The sequence below is a fragment of the Parashewanella spongiae genome (genome assembly GCF_004358345.1).
Taxonomy (GTDB): domain Bacteria; phylum Pseudomonadota; class Gammaproteobacteria; order Enterobacterales; family Shewanellaceae; genus Parashewanella; species Parashewanella spongiae.
In genome coordinates this window covers 3,078,010-3,094,797 of sequence record NZ_CP037952.1, presented here as the reverse complement: position 1 = coordinate 3,094,797, position 16,788 = coordinate 3,078,010, and the positions used below count along the sequence as shown (strand labels likewise).

Genomic DNA, 16,788 nt, shown 5'->3' with positions numbered 1-16,788 from the left:
TTGATGTATTGAGTCGATAAAGTGTCGGCTCAAAATGTTTGAGGTGTAAATGAATCACTCTAATACTCATAAAGAAGTCGAAACAGCACTTTCATCACTAAAATTTAACACCAAGCTTTGTAGCGAGACACCTTTGTTTGTTATAAACAATGAGGGCGAATGGTTTTATCAAGGTTCGGTTTTACCTTTAAAATTCAGCCGCCTATTCAGCCAAATTCTACAAATTGAAAACAGTGAATACTTTCTTATCACCCCTGTGGAAAAGGTGAAGGTTTCTGTTTCATCGCAGCCCTTTAAAATAACTGATTATCAATGTATGGAGGATGGAGGTATTGAGCTTATTTCTAGCATTGAATCTAAGCATTTTCTCGCGAACTTTGAGCAATTCAAAGTCAATGACGACTCGATTACATGTATTGTAGAACGAAATTTGCCAGCGAGTTTAAACCGAGCTTGTTACTATCGTTTTATTGAAGAATATATCAGTTAAAATAGTTAACTATTTTATAAATGTTAGTTAAAATTATAAAGTACAGGGATGAACAATTGGAAGTGGCATTATGGAGCGAAATGAAAGTTTGGGATATTTAGTGTCTCATTTTAATGTTGAGCTGCAACGCGAAATGGATTTGCGATTAAAGCGATATAATATTGATTTGAAACTTTGGCCCGTTTTGTTTTGTTTATGGGAAGAGGAAGGAGTTACTCAAACCGAGCTTTCATGTTCTTGTGACGTTGCAAATTACACAATGACAAGAATGTTAGATCAGTTACAAGCACAACAACTCGTTTATCGTCATCAAGAATCTGATGATCGGCGTTCATTTAAAATATATCTTACAGATGAAGCTAAAGCGTTGGAGCATGATGTGATAAGAGAGGTTGAACGTGTGCATGAATACTTTCTTAGTGTACTTAATGATGAAGATAAAAAAAGCTTATTGCGTCTTTTGAAAAGAGTGCCTCGTAACAATGTCTTATAAGTGAATTGATTTTTAACCTACTGAAGTTTATCAAGCAAATTTTTTAAATCGAAACAATTAACACAGTTGCAAAGCAAATGAAAAGTAACCCATATTGAAGATATTTCAGATTTTTACTATAGCTTTTTTTACTCTGCTTAAGACTAGCAACCAATTGCTCTTTCTTATAAATCCTACAGATAAGTTGTTGTGAGCTAGGATCCACGAGTAATTGAAACCGGCATTTATGTCCATTTGAAAGAGCAATATCATGATTACTGAAGGGGTTAAAATTTAGGCGACTGGAAATGACCTTGCCATTAAATAATAGCCTTTCCATACCAGACCAGCTGCTTGTCTGCAGTTCAATGTCATCTTGATCAACTTGATATTTAAAGCGCACCATTTTTTTAATCATTATTTAATTATGTGTAACTTAATTCAAGCAAAAAATGATGATATTTCCAGTTTAAAATAAACAAAAACACATAAAAAAATAGGAACCGAATAAAGACTCCTATAAATCAGTTTGTTAGCAAAAAATTAAAGGATACCGAAATCTATTTTGCCGCCGCTGAAATGATTTTTTGCGCCATTTCATCAGCAACAACGTTGGTTGTTTTATTTTGAATTTCTGCTTGTTTAAAAATTTCTAATAAGGTGTCATAAATTTTTTCAACTTTAGCGGTTGCTTTAGCCTCGTCGTAATTTTCTTCAAATGACACATTGATAATGCCACCGGCATTGATCACGTAATCAGGAGCAAGCAAAATCCCCATTTCTTTGAGGCTTTCACCGTGACGTTGTTCAGCGAGCTGATTATTAGCGCAGCCAGCGACAATTGTTGCCTTGATTTGTGGCAAGGTAATGTCATTAATGGTGGCGCCAAGTGCACAGGGAGCGTAAACATCAACTTCTTGAGAGTAAATTGCATCAGGAGCCACAACAATGGCATTAAATTCCGATTCAGCTCGATCTAAATTGTCTTTATTAATATCGGTAACAATAAGCTCGGCGCCTTCTTCATGTAGATGTTTACATAAGTAATATCCAACATGTCCAACACCTTGTACAGAAATCTTTAAGCCTCTAAGAGAGTCTAAACCTCGTTGATGCTTAACGGCTGCCTTAATCCCGAGGTAAGTGCCTAATGCTGTAAATGGAGAGGGGTCGCCACTTTTTCCTTCAAGCCCCGCCATAAAGGGAGTTTCTTCAAGAGCTAACATAATATCTGATGTTGAAACGCCCACATCTTCAGCTGAGTAATACTTACCGCCAAGCTGGTGTACAGCTCGACCAAAAGCTTTAAACAATTCTGCACGGTTGGTGATTTTTTTGGAATCAGCAATGATTACCGATTTGCCACCACCCATAGTTAAACCCGCAAGCGCATTTTTGTAGGTCATTCCACGAGAAAGACGTAAAACATCGTTTAATGCGTCTTCATCAGATTCATAGTTCCACATACGGCAGCCACCAACAGCAGCACCTAAATTAGTATTGTGGACAGCTATAATAGCTTTTAAGCCGCTAGCTTCATCATTAAAAAAGACAACTTCTTCATGGTTGTCAAAAGATACGTTATTGAATACCGCCACAGCAGTTCTCCGATGTGTGATTGAATTTTCTCCATGAGCTAAATACTCTAGAGATCCTTTGTTATATTTGTTGCGTTAAATTAGCATTTAGGGATACTCTCAACAAAACGAAATGTATAAAAAGTTTGATGTTGGTGGCAATTTTGCTTTCCACTTAACGTTAACGTAACCTAGGGTACGTTAAAAATTTACATGCATTGCAAATATTACAAAAGTTAGCATTAGACCAACTCGAAGAATAGGTAAAGTAGTTATGGCAGACCAAGCGGTTGAAAAAGAACAAGACGCAGAAGTAAACCTACAGTATTCACATGTTCAGAAAGCTCAGCCGAGCCAAGAGCAAATAGCGCAAATGCGTCAAGAATGGATAAGAACTCAATTTCAAAAAGCCAATAAGTTTTTGGCCGAGAAAGGCATTATCCCAAGTAAAGTTTTAGATACTGAAAGCCGTTACCTTGCTCCATATATGGCCGTTTGGAAAATTGAATCGAAACGTCCGAGCAAAAAGACTTATTGGGTACTTACGGGTGACTTACCTTCAGATCTAGTTGATGTCAATGTTGCGAAAACTGCACGTGAAGCGGTGAGACACTTTTCTTTAACTTGGCAATTAAAAGCTGAAAACCTTGTGCGTACAGGGGTAACACGTGATTCTACTCAAGCAAAGTACGCCAACTTACTCATTTCGAGGGCGGAAAGTTTATACGCAATGCAAAATGATGACAATTTGTGGAAAGCGTAATCTCTATTTCAATAAAAAAAGGCTGATTAATCAGCCTTTTTTTATTGTGTATCAATTTTGCGTTGTGTTATTCAGAGAAGTACAAACAGCCTTGCTGAAGTAACTCAATAAGAAACTTATTAATAGCGGGATCTGTTTTGTGCTCATGTAACCAAGAATTGGTTAAAGTAAACTCATTGCTTAAGTGCTTTAAAGATTCGTGAGAACTCTCAGCTAAAATATATGCATTGCCCCCGACGAAAAGACGCTGTTCTTGGTCGTTTTCTAATCTCAGTATTTTTATTCCGCCAAGTCGTTTTATATCCGCACCATCCTCAATCGCGAGAAGGTACTCAGTTTCCGTAATATCTTCATCTGGACACAAATCGAGCTCAAATCGATTACGACTGAGTAATTCACCAAGCATTTTATGGTAGTGGTTTGGAGATGCGGTAATTTGGCCTATTAAATCCATTAACCCTTGTTGCTGGTTTTCACCAATTAAACCTTTGTTGGCGGTTTCATCAGCAGAGGTAAAGCGTGATAAACCAATATCATTATCTAACAAGTAATCAGCAACTTCTGTAAACATTTCTTGTTGGCTTGGTGCTCGAAAACCAACTGAGTAACTCATTGCTACTGAAAGTGTTTCACCGCAGTGAGGATAACCTGGCGGAATGTATAAAATATCACCAGATTCTAAAGTGACGTCGATAATTGCTTCAAAATCTTCGACTAAAGCTGATTGAGGGTCATTGTCACGCTGTTTGTGCTCGCCTTTATTACCAACTTTCCATTTGCGTTGGCCTTCACCTTGAATAATAAACACATCATAGTTATCAATGTGTGGGCCTACACCACCATCAGGAGTTGCAAAAGAAGCCATGAGATCATCAAAACGCCAATCTGGGAGAAACCGGAACGCTTCGACTAAAGGTTCAACATTTGGGTGCCAATGATTTACAGCTTGAACTAATAATTGCCATCTATTTTCGCCATACTCTTCATAGGTTTCAAATGGGCCATGTTTAACATCCCATCCGGATTCGCTGGTTAGCACGATTCGAGATGAGACTTCTTCTTCACATGCTAATCCGGCTAACTCTTCAGCGGTAATTGGGTCGATAAAATCTTTAAAAGCACTGCGGATGACACATGGCTTTTTTTGCCAGTATTCAGATAAGAATTGTTGTTTATCTAATTGAAGATGATACATAAAATTAAAAACCAAGGTAAAATGAGTATGTGGAATAAATATTTCTGAACAAGAAACATCTGAGGTGTGCATGATACCTGAGTTTGTTAATAATTTATATTCTGCTGATAACTAGGGGCTGTTGATCTTTCGTGATTGTTTTTGCAGCGATAAATTGATTATTTTATGCAAGGCAGAGTTTGTGAGGTTTAGTTATTATCGACATACAAAACTGTCGTTACTTCGTTTCCAAATAAGAAAACGATAACGCAGCACCTTTTATTTAGAAAGAGCGACCAATTTACGCTCTCTCTTTTTTCGATGCTTTTGAGCATTCACTGTTCTGTGTTGTGACCAGCTCACTTAGATGGCTAAGCATCACTGCTCGCGCTTTGAACAGATAAATGCTCAAATAGCACAAAATTTAATCCTGAAAGATAAACAGACCCTAGAGAGTGTTCTTAGGAAAGTTGCGGAAGAAAGTATGCCGATGAGTTCTCGCCACTCCAGCACATAATACCAATTACAGTAATTAACTTCCCACTCAGCAAGAGCTAAAGGATTTCAGTACAAGGCGCAAGTTTGAAGTACTATATACCCTTACGGCCGCCATACAAAGCTGGCGTTCAACGCACTTCGTGCTTTTGTCGAGATAATTCAAAACTTGTAACGTAGTAATGGAGTCCTTTAGCCTTGCCCTTCGGGAGCTTGTATGTGTCCAAATTACTACGCAAAACTGTCTCAACGTAGCAATGTAATAACGACAGTTTTGTATGTCGGTAATAACTATGTCTTCATCAATTTCACTTGTACTTTGAACACATACATAGCTCTGAGCTGGGAATTTAATTACTGTAATTGGTATAAGGCTGGAAACGAAGTAACGACAGTTTTGTATGACGGTAGTCTAGTAGTCCATTCAAGAACAAATAATGACCGAATGGTTATATCCTAACAACTCCTGAACACAAGAAACACTGGAGTTATTATGAGGGTTAAATACCACGTTCGTTTGAGTAATGAAGAACGTTCAATGCTTGAGGCTTTGATAAAGCAGAAGAAACCACGTGTTGCTCAACATAAGAAACGACACGCCCAAATTTTACTTGCTATTGATGAGAATAATTCGCCACTGACCAATCAACAGATTGCTAAAGCACTAAACATCTCACCACTTGCAGTAACGAGCCTTAGAAAGCGTTTTGTCGAAGAAGGATTAGAAGTCGCTGTGAATAGCAAACACAGCCATCAAGGCCGCAGACGCATAATGGATGGCGAAGCCGAAGCCCACCTAATTGCACTGGCCTGCTCTACGCCTCCTGAAGGACGTTGCCGTTGGACATTAAATCTTCTTAGAGACAAGATGATTGAACTCAAATATATCGATAACATATCAAGAACTTCTGTTCATTATGCTTTAAAAAAAACGAACTTAAACCATGGCTTAAAGAAGAGTGGTGTATACCTAAAGAGGAAAACGCTGCTTTCGTGAGTGCTATGGAAGATATATTAGAACTCTATAAACTTCCTTACAATCCTAAGCGTCCTTTAGTATGCCTTGATGAAACCAGCAAACAACAAGTTAAAGAAGTTCGCAATCCGTTACCCTTAGTTTCAGGTTATCCAGAGCGATACGATACAGAGTATGAGCGTAACGGTGTCAGCAACCTGTTCATGATATTTGAGCCTTTAGCGGGCTGGCGACATGTTGAAGTCACTGAACACAGAACGGCCATTGATTGGGCTCATCAAGTAAAAGCCTTAGTAGACGGGCGTTATAAGGACGCTGAGACAATTGTATTAGTTGAGGATAACTTGAATACTCATACACCGGCTTCATTTTATAAGGCCTTCGAACCAGAAGAAGCTCGTAGGTTGATCAATAAAATAGAATTTCATTACACGCCAAAGCACGGAAGTTGGTTGGATATGGCTGAAATTGAATTAAGTATCTTGAGCAGGCAATGCTTAAACCGAAGAATACCCGATCAGGAAACACTAAATACTGAAGTCGAAGCCTGGGTTACCGAGCGTAATGAGTCCAAGGCTAAGATGAACTGGCAGTTCACGACTGAGGAGGCACGTATAAAATTAAAGAAACTTTACCCCGTACTCCCAGAGTAAAGTGAGCCTTTTAACAGAAGTTCACTGATTAACGAAATCCAGTTACACATTCGTTAATCAAAGCATGAAAAGCTAGAATCCTACTGACTTGCCAAGGGGTGGGAGGAGGTGTTTTGTTCAGATATCACTTATTTGTCAATTGATTGTGAACAAAAGTTAAGTAAGAGTTTAAAACAATAAATATCGATATATGATTCTTAGCTCTCCTATGACTATGGTTTACCAGAACAGCTTTAACTGTAGAATTCATATGAATGGACTACTAGTACCTTTGCTTTTTTCTATAAAAGCCACTGGATATCAGCCTTCGCAGGTATGACAAAGATTGGCACTTTCTAAATCGCTAGATCCCTTAGAGAAAACGAATGAGTTTTAACTTTTTATGTCGTTACAAGTGATTGATGTATGAAATTAAATAATTAAATTTAGTTTAAAATTAAAGCTGAATCTTATTGGTGAATGGGTTTTAGTAAAAATATAGAATTAATAAATGTTTAGAAAAATAGGTGGATTTTTATTATCACTTATCATTAAAGGATTGTTCATATTCATAAGAGAAGCAATGAGCTCACTTTCAGTTTCTTTCAACAGTTTTAGAGGCGCAGCACAAATTAAAGGCGGTCAAGTTTCTGAACCTACGGATACAGATTCAGTTTCAGGTTTAGGTTCCCATATCTACAGCAATAAAAGTACCCCAACGCCGTTTAGACAAAGATTAATTGGCTTCTTTATGAAGACGAACGTATCTGAATCAAATATACAAGCACACCAGACACCTTATGATCTGAACAAGGTTTCACCAAAAGGTACTTTAGACAGTAGAGTGTTTTCTGGGGGCTCAAGTCATCAAGAGGAAGTAATAACATCTCCCATAGATAAAAAACCGCCTTACTTCGATACAAAACCAGTTCTAGCAGAAAATCAGGTACGAAGTGAAAGAGTTATAGTTAAAACTAACGAAGAAGAAATGGTTGAGACCTACTGTTTTGTTAGCAGAAGTCAAACACAAGAGCTTGTTGATGTATCAGATTTTGAAGTTATCACTTTAGATGAGTGTCAAGCCGCTGCTACGGAAACTACTTATAAAACTTTTACTCATGATGATATCAAACTCGCGGCCGAGTTATCCCAAAGCGCTTATCGTGACTCTAAATTTATTGTCAGGGATGGAGTAGAAGAAATAATGTTTAACATTGATAATAAAGACTCTTTTGACTTTGGTTTTAAAAAAGAAGATTTTTATAATGAACATTTAAAATTTAAAGCTAAATTGTTTTGGGATAGAAATGAAAACCGATTAATTTTGGCTTTCCGTGGTTCTGAATCATTAACTCATATAGGAGTTAGCGTTAATCAAGCGGTTACAGGAGCTTCAACATATTATGAATTGGGAATGCTCCTAGCCAGAATGGCAAGCGAGATTGCTGTTCAAAATGGGTTGTCATTGTTGTATGTAGGGCATTCGCTTGGAGGTGGCTTAGCCTGCGCTTGTACACAAGTCACAGGAAATCCAGCCATAACTTTCAATGCTGCATCAATAACCAGTCAAACAATTCAAAAATTCATTAGTAAAAATGGTGGAGAAAAATTTGCACCAACTAATTTAGTACTGGCTTGTTCAACAGAAGGGGATATTTTAACAAATGTCTTGAGGATTACTGGCCGAGAAGCGAGCGGTACCCAATATGTATTAAATGGCTCAGGAAAGCGATTGAGTATAAAAGATCACCGTATGGCAACAGTAAGAGAAGGCATAGCGAGCGTTCTTAATTAAGTGAGTTCTAAATTTATCTATTGATTTTAACCTGCTATTTACCATTACTAAGATATTTTGCTAGTATCACTGTATGTATACACAGTGCGTTAGGTAAATGAAAGTAATTCCAATATTTGCTCAAGCTGGGATCACAGGTTTTGAGTCTCCAGCAGCAGAATATACACAATTATCGTTGAGCTTGGATGAACTCTTGGTTGAGCATCCGAGTGCGACTTTTATTGGCCAAGCTAAAGGCGAAAGTATGCAAGACGTGGGTATTTTTGATAATGATATCTTGATTGTCGATAGACATGTCATGCCGCAACATTTGGATGTCATTGTCGCTAATCTCAATGGCGAGTTTGTATGCAAAATTATTGACAAACAACGCCGTCAACTCCTTTCTGCGAACGAACGTTATCAAGCTATGAAAATAGAGCAGTTTGATGAATTTAGCATTGAAGGAGTAGTGTCTCGTTCAATTCGTTGCCATCGGCCGAGTGCCATTTTAGGGCAACAATAACCATGTATGCTTTGGTGGACGCCAATGCGTTTTATTGCTCTGCTGAAGCGGTATTCAGACCTGATTGGCGACATAAACCAATTATTGTGTTGAGTAACAATGATGGATGCATTGTGGCAGCGAACCACCGTGCTAAAGAAGCTGGCATTAAAAAATTCATTCCTTATTTTCAAGCTAAACGGCTTTGTGAGCAAAGAGGTATTATTGTTTGCTCATCTAACTACGAATTGTATTCCGACTTGTCAGCGAAGCTTATGCAAGTGGTCGGGCGTTTTGCCCCTGAGCAACATGTCTACTCGATCGATGAAACTTTTTTATCATTTCATCGCAGTGCTCTGGCTATAAAAAGTTTAGTTCGATATGGACACTTATTAAGACGAACGGTGTGGAAGGAAACTCGTTTACCGGTATGCGTGGGTATTGCATCAACGTTAACTTTAACCAAACTTGCAAATCACATGGCAAAAAAAGATAGATCGTCCCAAGGTGTTTGTGTATTAGATAATGAAGCTGAGATTCATCAAGCTTTAAAAGTAACGGCTGTTGAAGATGTATGGGGAATAGGGCGAAGAATTTCTAAAAAGCTACGGTTGATGAATATTATGACTGCATACGATTTAGCTCTAATGCCAGCAAAACTCGCCCGTAAACAATTCAGCGTAGAAATTGAACGAACAATTCGAGAGCTTAATGGCTTGGCTTGTAAACAGTGGGATGAAGCTAGAGCCGATAAAAAACAAGTATTTTCGACACGAAGCATGGGAGAGCGTATTACTTGTCGTGAACAATTACAGCAAGCTTTGAGCAAGCACGTTGGCATTGCAACAGCAAAAGCACGTAAGCAAGATTCAGGAACGACAGATGTAATGGTGTTTGCGGCTAATTCGCCTTACGACGAACAGCCAAAGTCGTTTAAACAAATGATAAAGTTTGCCAAGCCAACGAATTGCACTTTAGAAATAAGCAAAGCCGTATCGAATGTGATTGGTCAACTTTTTGTTGAAGGTATAGGTTATTATCGAGTCGGCGTCGGGCTACTTGATTTAACGGACATGAGTCATGAACAATTTGATCTATTTTCGACATCAAAGGCTAAGCCTGAATTAATGCAAGCAATGGATAAATTGAACAATCGCTATGGTAGCGAAACTGTATTTGTGTCAGCACAGGGAACACAAGTGAAGTGGGGAATGAGGCGGGAGTTCCTTACGCCGCAATATACAACGAACTGGAAGAATCTGCCTAGCATAAAGTGTTGAATTTCAGCTCGTTGATGTTTGTTTCCAGAAGTGTTCAATCTAAATAAATCGGTTGAACGCACAATTTATACCAATTACAGTAATTAATCTTTCACTCAGCAAGAGATAAAAGTTTTCAGTACAAGGCGTATGTTCGAAGTACTATATTCCCTACGGCCGCCATACAAAACTGGCGTTCAACCTAAAAACATCAGTTGAACGCAGAGTATATGAGTAACTGCTTGAGCAATAGGATGATTTTATTATCATGTTTTTCACCCAATGAGTGAAATGCTCTACGCTCACAAGCTTGCTAAAATGGCTGCTATCTGCGTTGTAACTTTTGCAAGTAGAATAACTGCTTGCTGCAAGCTGAGTCTTAATATCAGCCATTTTTTCTACGCTTGAGAATGCAGTCAACAGATGTTTCTAGGATGAACGCTCCCAACCGATTTATTTAGGCTTAAGGCATGGTTAATGCGGAAAGAAAAATAGCCATAGAAATCTCTATGGCTATGCCTGAAAGCTATTGTTTTTGATAATACAGTAACGTCGATGCTGTTACGGGCTCGGTAATAGACAGTGGGCCAATATGGGTTTCACCTTTATTTGAAATCCAAGTGCCATTCGGTATTTTTACAGTGCGCTCAGTTTGATTAGCATGAACAACAGGAGCAACCAATAAAGATTCACCAATTAAGAATTGATCTTTAACTGAGTGATAACCTTGATGCGGATAATCGTACTCCATCATTCGCATAATTGGCTCACCAGTCTCTGCTGACTTTCTAGCTTCATCAACAATATACTGACTGAACTTTTGACGAATATTCACCGCTTCAACGACTGCGGCTAAATTGTTTTCATCAAGTACACGCCAAGGTGCAACCGAGAACTGCATCATTGGCATCAAAGCATGAGCTTGAGCTGAACGAACGACAAGTTCTTGATCAACATCTGCGCCATCTAAGAAACACAAATATTCGCCGCCGCCAATCATATCAGGGCAAGCAAATGGGTAACCTAGAATACCCTCTAAGTTCATTTGCGGGATCAGCTTTTCTAAATCTGACCAATCGTGGTTTTTATCCTTTAGACGTTGCGCAATCGGTTGACCGCCTAATTTCCAAGTTGCCCGTAATTCGTTTAATGGATAATGTAAACCAATTTGAGCAAATAACTCTGATTGCTGGTTTGGCGTGATATTAGCTTTGCTATAACCATCTTGATAAAAGTGAGCATCGCCTGCATCGAATTTAAAACCATCGACACCGTAATCGTTTTGTAAGCGCTTAAGTTGCTCATCAAACCAAGTAACGGCTTCAGGGTTAGAAAAGTCGAGAAGGGCGCTGACGCCGTTCCACCAATCAACCATTTGTGGCAGGGCATCATGTTTTTGCGAGCGTTTTAAAAACACGCCTTGTTTCGCTAACTTGCGATAATTCTGTGAGTCTGGGCTTACAAATGGTGCAACCCATAACATCACCTTGAAACCCATTTCATGCAGTTCATCAATCATAGCTTTAGGATCTGTAAATCGACCTGCGTGGAAATCCCAAACACCGTAATTCTCTTGCCAGTTATCATCGATCATCAATACGCCGGGTGGCATACCGTTATCGAGAATTTTCTTAGCGTAAGCTAAAATATCTTCTTGGTTTTGCTCATACATCAGCTCAATCCAAGTGTTGTATTGAGGTGCACTAAACAAAAGCTCATCAGGCATTTTTCCAGACGGTGGAAAATAGGTTGTAGAAGCAAAAGCGTGAGCATCTTTTAGTGTTGAACCTGCTTGAGTAACATTAAATTCAGCATGGTTTTCAGTAAGACTTAGTTGCTTATTAAGGTAGTTGATTTTAAAGGGGGCTTCAGACCAAATGACTTGCCCTTCTGCTGATAACATCAGTGGTTGCCCTTGATTGAAGAAGGTATCGCTGATCATATTGATCTGGATATCTTTTTCAAAAGGCATTGATTCACCATGTGCGGTAAGGCCACCGTACCATTTTTGATTCGTTTCAGCGGTATATCCAGTGTGTTTAGGTGGAGTACCAGCTTCGAGTGATTTTATACTTATCATTTTTACCTCGAAATGTAAGGTTATTTGGTCATTACTGGCGTTATTTCGCCAGTATCTAAATTAATGTTGAAATCTCGATCAGCCTGACCATTTTGTAGTGCTTGGAAAATATCGAGTAATTCCAGTAGTAAATTTTGGGCTTTCGAACGAGTAGGGAAGTTTTTTAAAACTTGATGTAGCTTTAAATAGCTTTGGAGTCTATTGGAATCAATATCTTCAATGGCAAGTTCACCAGCGTTTCTGACTTTATAAAAGTCGGTGATCAGTTGTTTGCCTGACCAATTTACACTGAAGCCTTTAGCTGAAATACCTTTGAATAAATCGCCAGAATCACTGGAAAGCAATAATTCTGATAATTCCGTTGGCCATTCTTTCAAAAAACGTCCTAAGCTGAGCTCTCTGATGTGTTGTCTGGCAAATTGAAGATAAGACTCACTTTGTAAGATTTGCTCATCCCAAATTGGATTACCAGATGATTGAGTTAAGAATTGGTGCTCATTTTGGTAAACATCGAACAATTTATTAAAATCAGCTACGTCATTTACGGTATAGGTTTTTACTTGAAGCTGTGCTTTATTATCAGTAAATGTCAGAGCTTTGTATGCTGGGATATAAGCCGCTAAAGAAGGCGCTTGGATATTAATGAGCCAATCTTGCTGGTAGCGGATCTCACTGGTGTCATTAAAGTGCATATGACCGCCAACATGCACTTTTATGCCGAGCTGAGCCAGTACTTTACTGACAGGAACATCAGGCTTACGTTTGAGTTGATTGCTACTCTCACCAAATAAATGCTTAAGCTTATGGCTACTCCCATCATAAAACTCTGTCATCGGGAAATGACTAAAAGCGATAAGCTTTTTGCCTTGAGCCTTAGCTTGTTGGCTAACAGACTTAATCCACTTGAGGAGTTCCGGTTTGTGTTTGACCAACTGGTTATAGCCCGCATTACTGGATTTTATAAATTCATATTTACCCGATTGTTGATCGAATGATTTTGGAACAAACACATTTGCGTCAATAGAAAGCAGCCAAAGATCTTTTACCGGCTCAACCACATAACTTAAATCAGGTACTGATGCGCACAAGCTAGGGTTTGTCTCACTACAAATACTATATTGACGATCAGAAAAGCTTACCGATTTTCCAAATGGTGTTTGCCAATATAGATATTCGGAATTATTTTCAAACCCAAATTCACCAAGGTGCGAGATAACATCTTGGTAACTGCCTTCTTTTGCTTGATCACTACAAATATCTCTGCCTTTTGCGGGGCACAATTGTTTACCTGAACTATAAATTTGTAAGCTATCGCCGCTTATTGTTAACAGTCGCTTTTTCGGTGCAGGTCTACCAAACGGGCGGCTGGGATCGTGATTTCCCGGAGACAAGAAAAACTGCATGTCATACTTTTGCTTATATGACTTAAGAATTTCAGCTAGGCCAACTAAATTATAGGGTTGTCCATCATCACTAAAGTCACCATTTAGGACAATCAATTTTATTCCTTTGCTTGCTGCGTCATCCAATGCGGCGATAAAGGCAAAATAGTTTTCATTAAATAAACGTGTTGAGCCGAGCTGATCTGACATTGTACGAATAGTAAGGGGGTTACCATCGTTGTCCGTGGCTAAAAACTTAGCATTTGAGTGGTCAATATTGCCGTAGATGTCCTGAAAATGGACATCTGGCATAAAGGCAACGGTGTGTGGGTGGGTCACTGGCAGGTGGAGATCGGAGCAGCCAGCCAGCAAGCCCGAAAGGGTAATAAGTAAGTGCGGTAATTTCATACTGAATTACTTCTTATATTCCATAATCCAGTCATGATCAGGGTCATTATTAAATACCCAACGACGATCAGGTCCAGCCATGACGTTCAAGTAGTAAAGTTCATAACCATGTGGTGCGCCAACAGGATGATAGCCTTTTGGCACCATAACAACGTCTTTATCTTCCACGCTCATGGTTTCATCGATGCTGCGATCGTCAGTGTAAACGCGCTGGAAGGCAAAACCTTGGCTTGGGTTAATTCTATGGTAATAGGTTTCTTCAAGCTGGCTTTCTGTTTCACCGTTGTCGGTATCGTGCTTATGTGGAGGATAGCTCGACCAATTACCGTCAGGTGTAATCACTTCCACAACCAATAAGCTGTCGGCATCGTCTTCACCAAAAACAATATTACACACTAAACGTTCATTGGTGCCGTGGCCGCGACTAATATAACTAAGTTGTGCAGGAGTGATTAAACGAGCAGGGCGGTCAGTTTTGGCTGGTGCTTTGCAAATTGCCAATTCCAAATTGCCTATCGCTTCTATTTCAAAAGCTTGGTTACGTCCAACAAAAATGGCATAAGGTGGCGTACGTTCAAACGGCCCTTTACGGTCGCCAATGTCTGACCATTGTTGTTCGCCAGATTTAGCATTCGCTTTACCGCCAACAATAACAACGCAAAGCTCTAATTCATTAGATTCTTGGGTCAGCTTTTGACCGTCTGTTAACTCAACCACTTCAAAACCAACATAATCCCAGTTTGCGGACTCAGGTGTAATGTTTTGAATGTGTCCATCTACATTGTCAGACTTTGCTTTCGATAATAAATAAGACATGGATTAACCTTTTAAATTAACAGCAACGGCTTTTTTAGTTTTAAATGACTCTAATGCCGCTTCTGCGAGTAATAGAGCATTGAGGCCGTCTTTTTCATCCGCAAGCGGTTTGGCATTGCCACGTAATACTTCAATAAAGTTGTTGAGTTCTAGGCGATAAGCATCGGCATAGCGTTCTAGGAAAAAGTGCTGAGGTTTGGCTGTTGTTGTGCCTTGGCTACCTGTAGCAACTAAGCCGTTTTCAAGCTTGTTGTTTACTTGTAACATGCCATCAGATCCGAAAGCTTCAATTCGCTGGTCATAACCGTAAACGGCACGACGGCTATTACTGATTTGGCAAAGCTTACCACTGGCTGTTTTAAGGGTAACTAGAGCGGTGTCAATATCACCCGCTTCACCAATTGTGGCATCAACAAGACAGCTTCCGTTAGCAAATACTTCAACAGGTTCTTCGTCTAACAGCCAACGTGCCATATCAAAGTCATGGATCATCATATCTTTAAATAGGCCACCCGAAACTTTAATGTATTCAGCTGGTGGAGGAGAAGGATCACGACTGGTGATTTGAATAATTTCTGTCGAACCAATTTGTCCGTTACGAACCGCTTGTTGTAATTCAGCAAACATTGGATCAAAACGGCGGTTAAAGCCGATAGCACAATGTACGTTGTTTTCTTTTACGGTTCGTATGCAAGTTTCAACTCGCTCGACCGTAAGGTCAACAGGCTTTTCACAGAAAATGTGTTTTCCTGCCAGCGCACTTCGCTCAATTAAATCAGCGTGAGTATCGGTAGAGCTTGCAATAATTACAGCGTGAATTTCAGGATCAGCTAATGCGCTCTCTACATCAACAACTGTAGCGCCTAATTGTTTCGCAACTTTGTCAGCAGCTTGAGGAAATACATCGACTACATACTTGATTTGAACATCAGGGTTTTGAGCTGCGCAGTTGGCGTGGATAGTACCAATTCGACCAGCACCAAATAGACAGAGATTAAACATCAGCTTCTTGCCTTTTATTATTATTTAATTGCTGCTAATGCTACGTCAGTAAAATTTATATTTCAATATCTGTTTTTGTGAAATTTAAATTTCATTTATGGGTATGGAAAGAAAATTAAGGGCAACTTTAAATTGCCCTTAATTTAATCGGTTATTTATCTAAGAAAACCAAGCTGGTCGCAAGGGTTTGTGCAAGCAACATAGTGGCAGATAATGATCGAAATGTATGAACTTCAGCGTCATGAACAGTAAAGGCGACGGTTGCGCTTCGTGCAACAGGGCTAAAGCCGTTATCAGAAATTGCAATGTACGGCGTTTTGCTGCTCGATACATGCTGAATGACTTCAAGTGCCTCAGAAGAGTAGGGGTGAAAACTGGTTACAATCAACAAATCTTTTTCAGTTATAGCTGAGCATTGCTCTTTTAATAATCCTCCCATTCCATCCAACAAATGCACTTTACAACCTGCATGACTTAAGGCGTAAGTTAAATAGGTTGATATTGGAAGTGAGCGGCGTTGGCCACTTAAATAGATATGATCAGCAGATTTAATGAGTTGCACTGCACTATTTAAATTATCAGCAGAAATACCTTGTTGTAGATGCTGCAGGGATATGATGTTTTCACGGCAATATTGTTGAAGTAAAGCCGATGGTGTATCACCCTCTGAAGCTTCCATATTCACCATATCCTGGCTGATACGTTCTTTATAGCTGGCCGTTTGTGAAGTGACATAGGATTGAAAAACACGCTGCATTTCGCTAAAACCGGAATAATTAAAGGCTTTAGCGAAACGGATTAATGCAGAAGGAGGCACACCAGCTTCCTTCGCAATACTAGCTACTGTTTCCAATGCCATAGCTGTTGGATGCTCTAATGCGAAACTTGCAATATCCCTCAAGCGATTACTTAAATTAGGATACTGCTCAGCGATTTTTGCATTCAGCGTTTCATAAGCTTTAATAGCATTATCTGACATATTT

Annotated in this window: 14 protein-coding genes; 7 read left to right on the top strand and 7 right to left on the bottom strand. The window is 39.2% G+C overall.

All coding sequences use genetic code 11. From position 1 onward, the window contains the following. The first annotated feature begins 49 nt into the window (after positions 1–49). Positions 50–490, top strand: a complete 441-nt coding sequence (locus tag E2I05_RS12100) for a DUF1285 domain-containing protein (RefSeq protein ID WP_121854944.1) — start codon at positions 50–52, stop codon at positions 488–490. A 70-nt stretch (positions 491–560) separates the two neighbouring features. Beyond that, complete coding sequence (locus tag E2I05_RS12095) at positions 561–983, top strand: MarR family winged helix-turn-helix transcriptional regulator (RefSeq protein ID WP_121854943.1); 423 nt, start codon at positions 561–563, stop codon at positions 981–983. Between the two features lie 539 nt (positions 984–1,522). On the opposite strand, the gene E2I05_RS12085 is transcribed toward E2I05_RS12095, so the two are convergent. Then, entirely contained in the window at positions 1,523–2,560 is a 1,038-nt protein-coding gene (locus tag E2I05_RS12085) for a Leu/Phe/Val dehydrogenase (RefSeq protein ID WP_121854941.1), read from the bottom strand. 253 nt (positions 2,561–2,813) lie between these two features. On the opposite strand from E2I05_RS12085, the gene E2I05_RS12080 reads away from it, so the two are divergent. After that, positions 2,814–3,302 carry a DUF4826 family protein gene (locus E2I05_RS12080; RefSeq protein ID WP_121854940.1) on the top strand — a complete coding sequence of 163 codons (489 nt, stop codon included), beginning with the start codon at positions 2,814–2,816 and terminating at the stop codon, positions 3,300–3,302. A gap of 67 nt (positions 3,303–3,369) precedes the next feature. Here the strand turns inward: E2I05_RS12080 and E2I05_RS12075 are convergent, their stop codons facing one another. Further along, on the bottom strand, positions 3,370–4,497 hold the full coding sequence (locus E2I05_RS12075) for a cupin domain-containing protein (RefSeq protein WP_121854947.1): 1,128 nt from the start codon (positions 4,495–4,497) through the stop codon (positions 3,370–3,372). Between the two features lie 967 nt (positions 4,498–5,464). Between E2I05_RS12075 and E2I05_RS12070 the strand changes: the two genes are divergently transcribed. The 4 genes from E2I05_RS12070 (at position 5,465) to E2I05_RS12055 (ending at position 10,138) form a co-directional block, all read left to right on the top strand. Beyond that, a protein-coding gene (locus E2I05_RS12070; RefSeq protein WP_133309486.1) for an IS630 family transposase occupies positions 5,465–6,600 on the top strand; the annotation gives its coding sequence in 2 pieces (ribosomal slippage) (positions 5,465–5,888 and positions 5,888–6,600; 1,137 coding nt in all). Positions 6,601–7,090: 490 nt separating this feature from the next. Next, positions 7,091–8,374, top strand: coding sequence for a Tle-like phospholipase domain-containing protein (locus E2I05_RS12065; protein WP_121854257.1), 1,284 nt, complete (start codon positions 7,091–7,093; stop codon positions 8,372–8,374). Positions 8,375–8,471: 97 nt separating this feature from the next. Further along, positions 8,472–8,879, top strand: coding sequence for a LexA family protein (locus E2I05_RS12060; RefSeq protein WP_121854258.1), 408 nt, complete (start codon positions 8,472–8,474; stop codon positions 8,877–8,879). A gap of 2 nt (positions 8,880–8,881) precedes the next feature. Continuing rightward, entirely contained in the window at positions 8,882–10,138 is a 1,257-nt protein-coding gene (locus E2I05_RS12055) for a Y-family DNA polymerase (protein ID WP_121854259.1), read from the top strand. Positions 10,139–10,643: 505 nt separating this feature from the next. On the opposite strand, the gene E2I05_RS12050 is transcribed toward E2I05_RS12055, so the two are convergent. From E2I05_RS12050 to E2I05_RS12030, 5 genes are all read right to left on the bottom strand, one after another. Next, positions 10,644–12,197: a glycoside hydrolase family 31 protein gene (locus E2I05_RS12050; protein WP_121854260.1), complete on the bottom strand. Its 1,554-nt coding sequence runs from the start codon at positions 12,195–12,197 to the stop codon at positions 10,644–10,646. Positions 12,198–12,217: 20 nt separating this feature from the next. Next, a complete protein-coding gene (locus E2I05_RS12045; protein WP_121854261.1) occupies positions 12,218–13,987 on the bottom strand; it encodes a metallophosphoesterase family protein in 1,770 nt (589 codons plus the stop codon). A 6-nt stretch (positions 13,988–13,993) separates the two neighbouring features. Then, entirely contained in the window at positions 13,994–14,803 is an 810-nt protein-coding gene (gene iolB, locus E2I05_RS12040) for a 5-deoxy-glucuronate isomerase (protein ID WP_121854262.1), read from the bottom strand. Positions 14,804–14,806: 3 nt separating this feature from the next. Continuing rightward, on the bottom strand, positions 14,807–15,805 hold the full coding sequence (gene iolG, locus E2I05_RS12035; RefSeq protein ID WP_121854263.1) for an inositol 2-dehydrogenase: 999 nt from the start codon (positions 15,803–15,805) through the stop codon (positions 14,807–14,809). A gap of 151 nt (positions 15,806–15,956) precedes the next feature. Continuing rightward, positions 15,957–16,784 carry a MurR/RpiR family transcriptional regulator gene (locus tag E2I05_RS12030; protein WP_121854264.1) on the bottom strand — a complete coding sequence of 276 codons (828 nt, stop codon included), beginning with the start codon at positions 16,782–16,784 and terminating at the stop codon, positions 15,957–15,959. Positions 16,785–16,788: the final 4 nt, after the last annotated feature.

Coding starts and splice junctions, on each gene's coding strand:
- E2I05_RS12100 (WP_121854944.1), top strand. CDS start 50: ATGAATCACTCTAATACTCATAAAGAAGTCGAAACAGCACTTTCATCA.
- E2I05_RS12095 (WP_121854943.1), top strand. CDS start 561: ATGGAGCGAAATGAAAGTTTGGGATATTTAGTGTCTCATTTTAATGTT.
- E2I05_RS12080 (WP_121854940.1), top strand. CDS start 2,814: ATGGCAGACCAAGCGGTTGAAAAAGAACAAGACGCAGAAGTAAACCTA.
- E2I05_RS12075 (WP_121854947.1), bottom strand. CDS start 4,497: ATGTATCATCTTCAATTAGATAAACAACAATTCTTATCTGAATACTGG.
- E2I05_RS12065 (WP_121854257.1), top strand. CDS start 7,091: ATGTTTAGAAAAATAGGTGGATTTTTATTATCACTTATCATTAAAGGA.
- E2I05_RS12060 (WP_121854258.1), top strand. CDS start 8,472: ATGAAAGTAATTCCAATATTTGCTCAAGCTGGGATCACAGGTTTTGAG.
- E2I05_RS12055 (WP_121854259.1), top strand. CDS start 8,882: ATGTATGCTTTGGTGGACGCCAATGCGTTTTATTGCTCTGCTGAAGCG.
- E2I05_RS12050 (WP_121854260.1), bottom strand. CDS start 12,197: ATGATAAGTATAAAATCACTCGAAGCTGGTACTCCACCTAAACACACT.
- E2I05_RS12045 (WP_121854261.1), bottom strand. CDS start 13,987: ATGAAATTACCGCACTTACTTATTACCCTTTCGGGCTTGCTGGCTGGC.
- iolB (WP_121854262.1), bottom strand. CDS start 14,803: ATGTCTTATTTATTATCGAAAGCAAAGTCTGACAATGTAGATGGACAC.
- iolG (WP_121854263.1), bottom strand. CDS start 15,805: ATGTTTAATCTCTGTCTATTTGGTGCTGGTCGAATTGGTACTATCCAC.
- E2I05_RS12030 (WP_121854264.1), bottom strand. CDS start 16,784: ATGTCAGATAATGCTATTAAAGCTTATGAAACGCTGAATGCAAAAATC.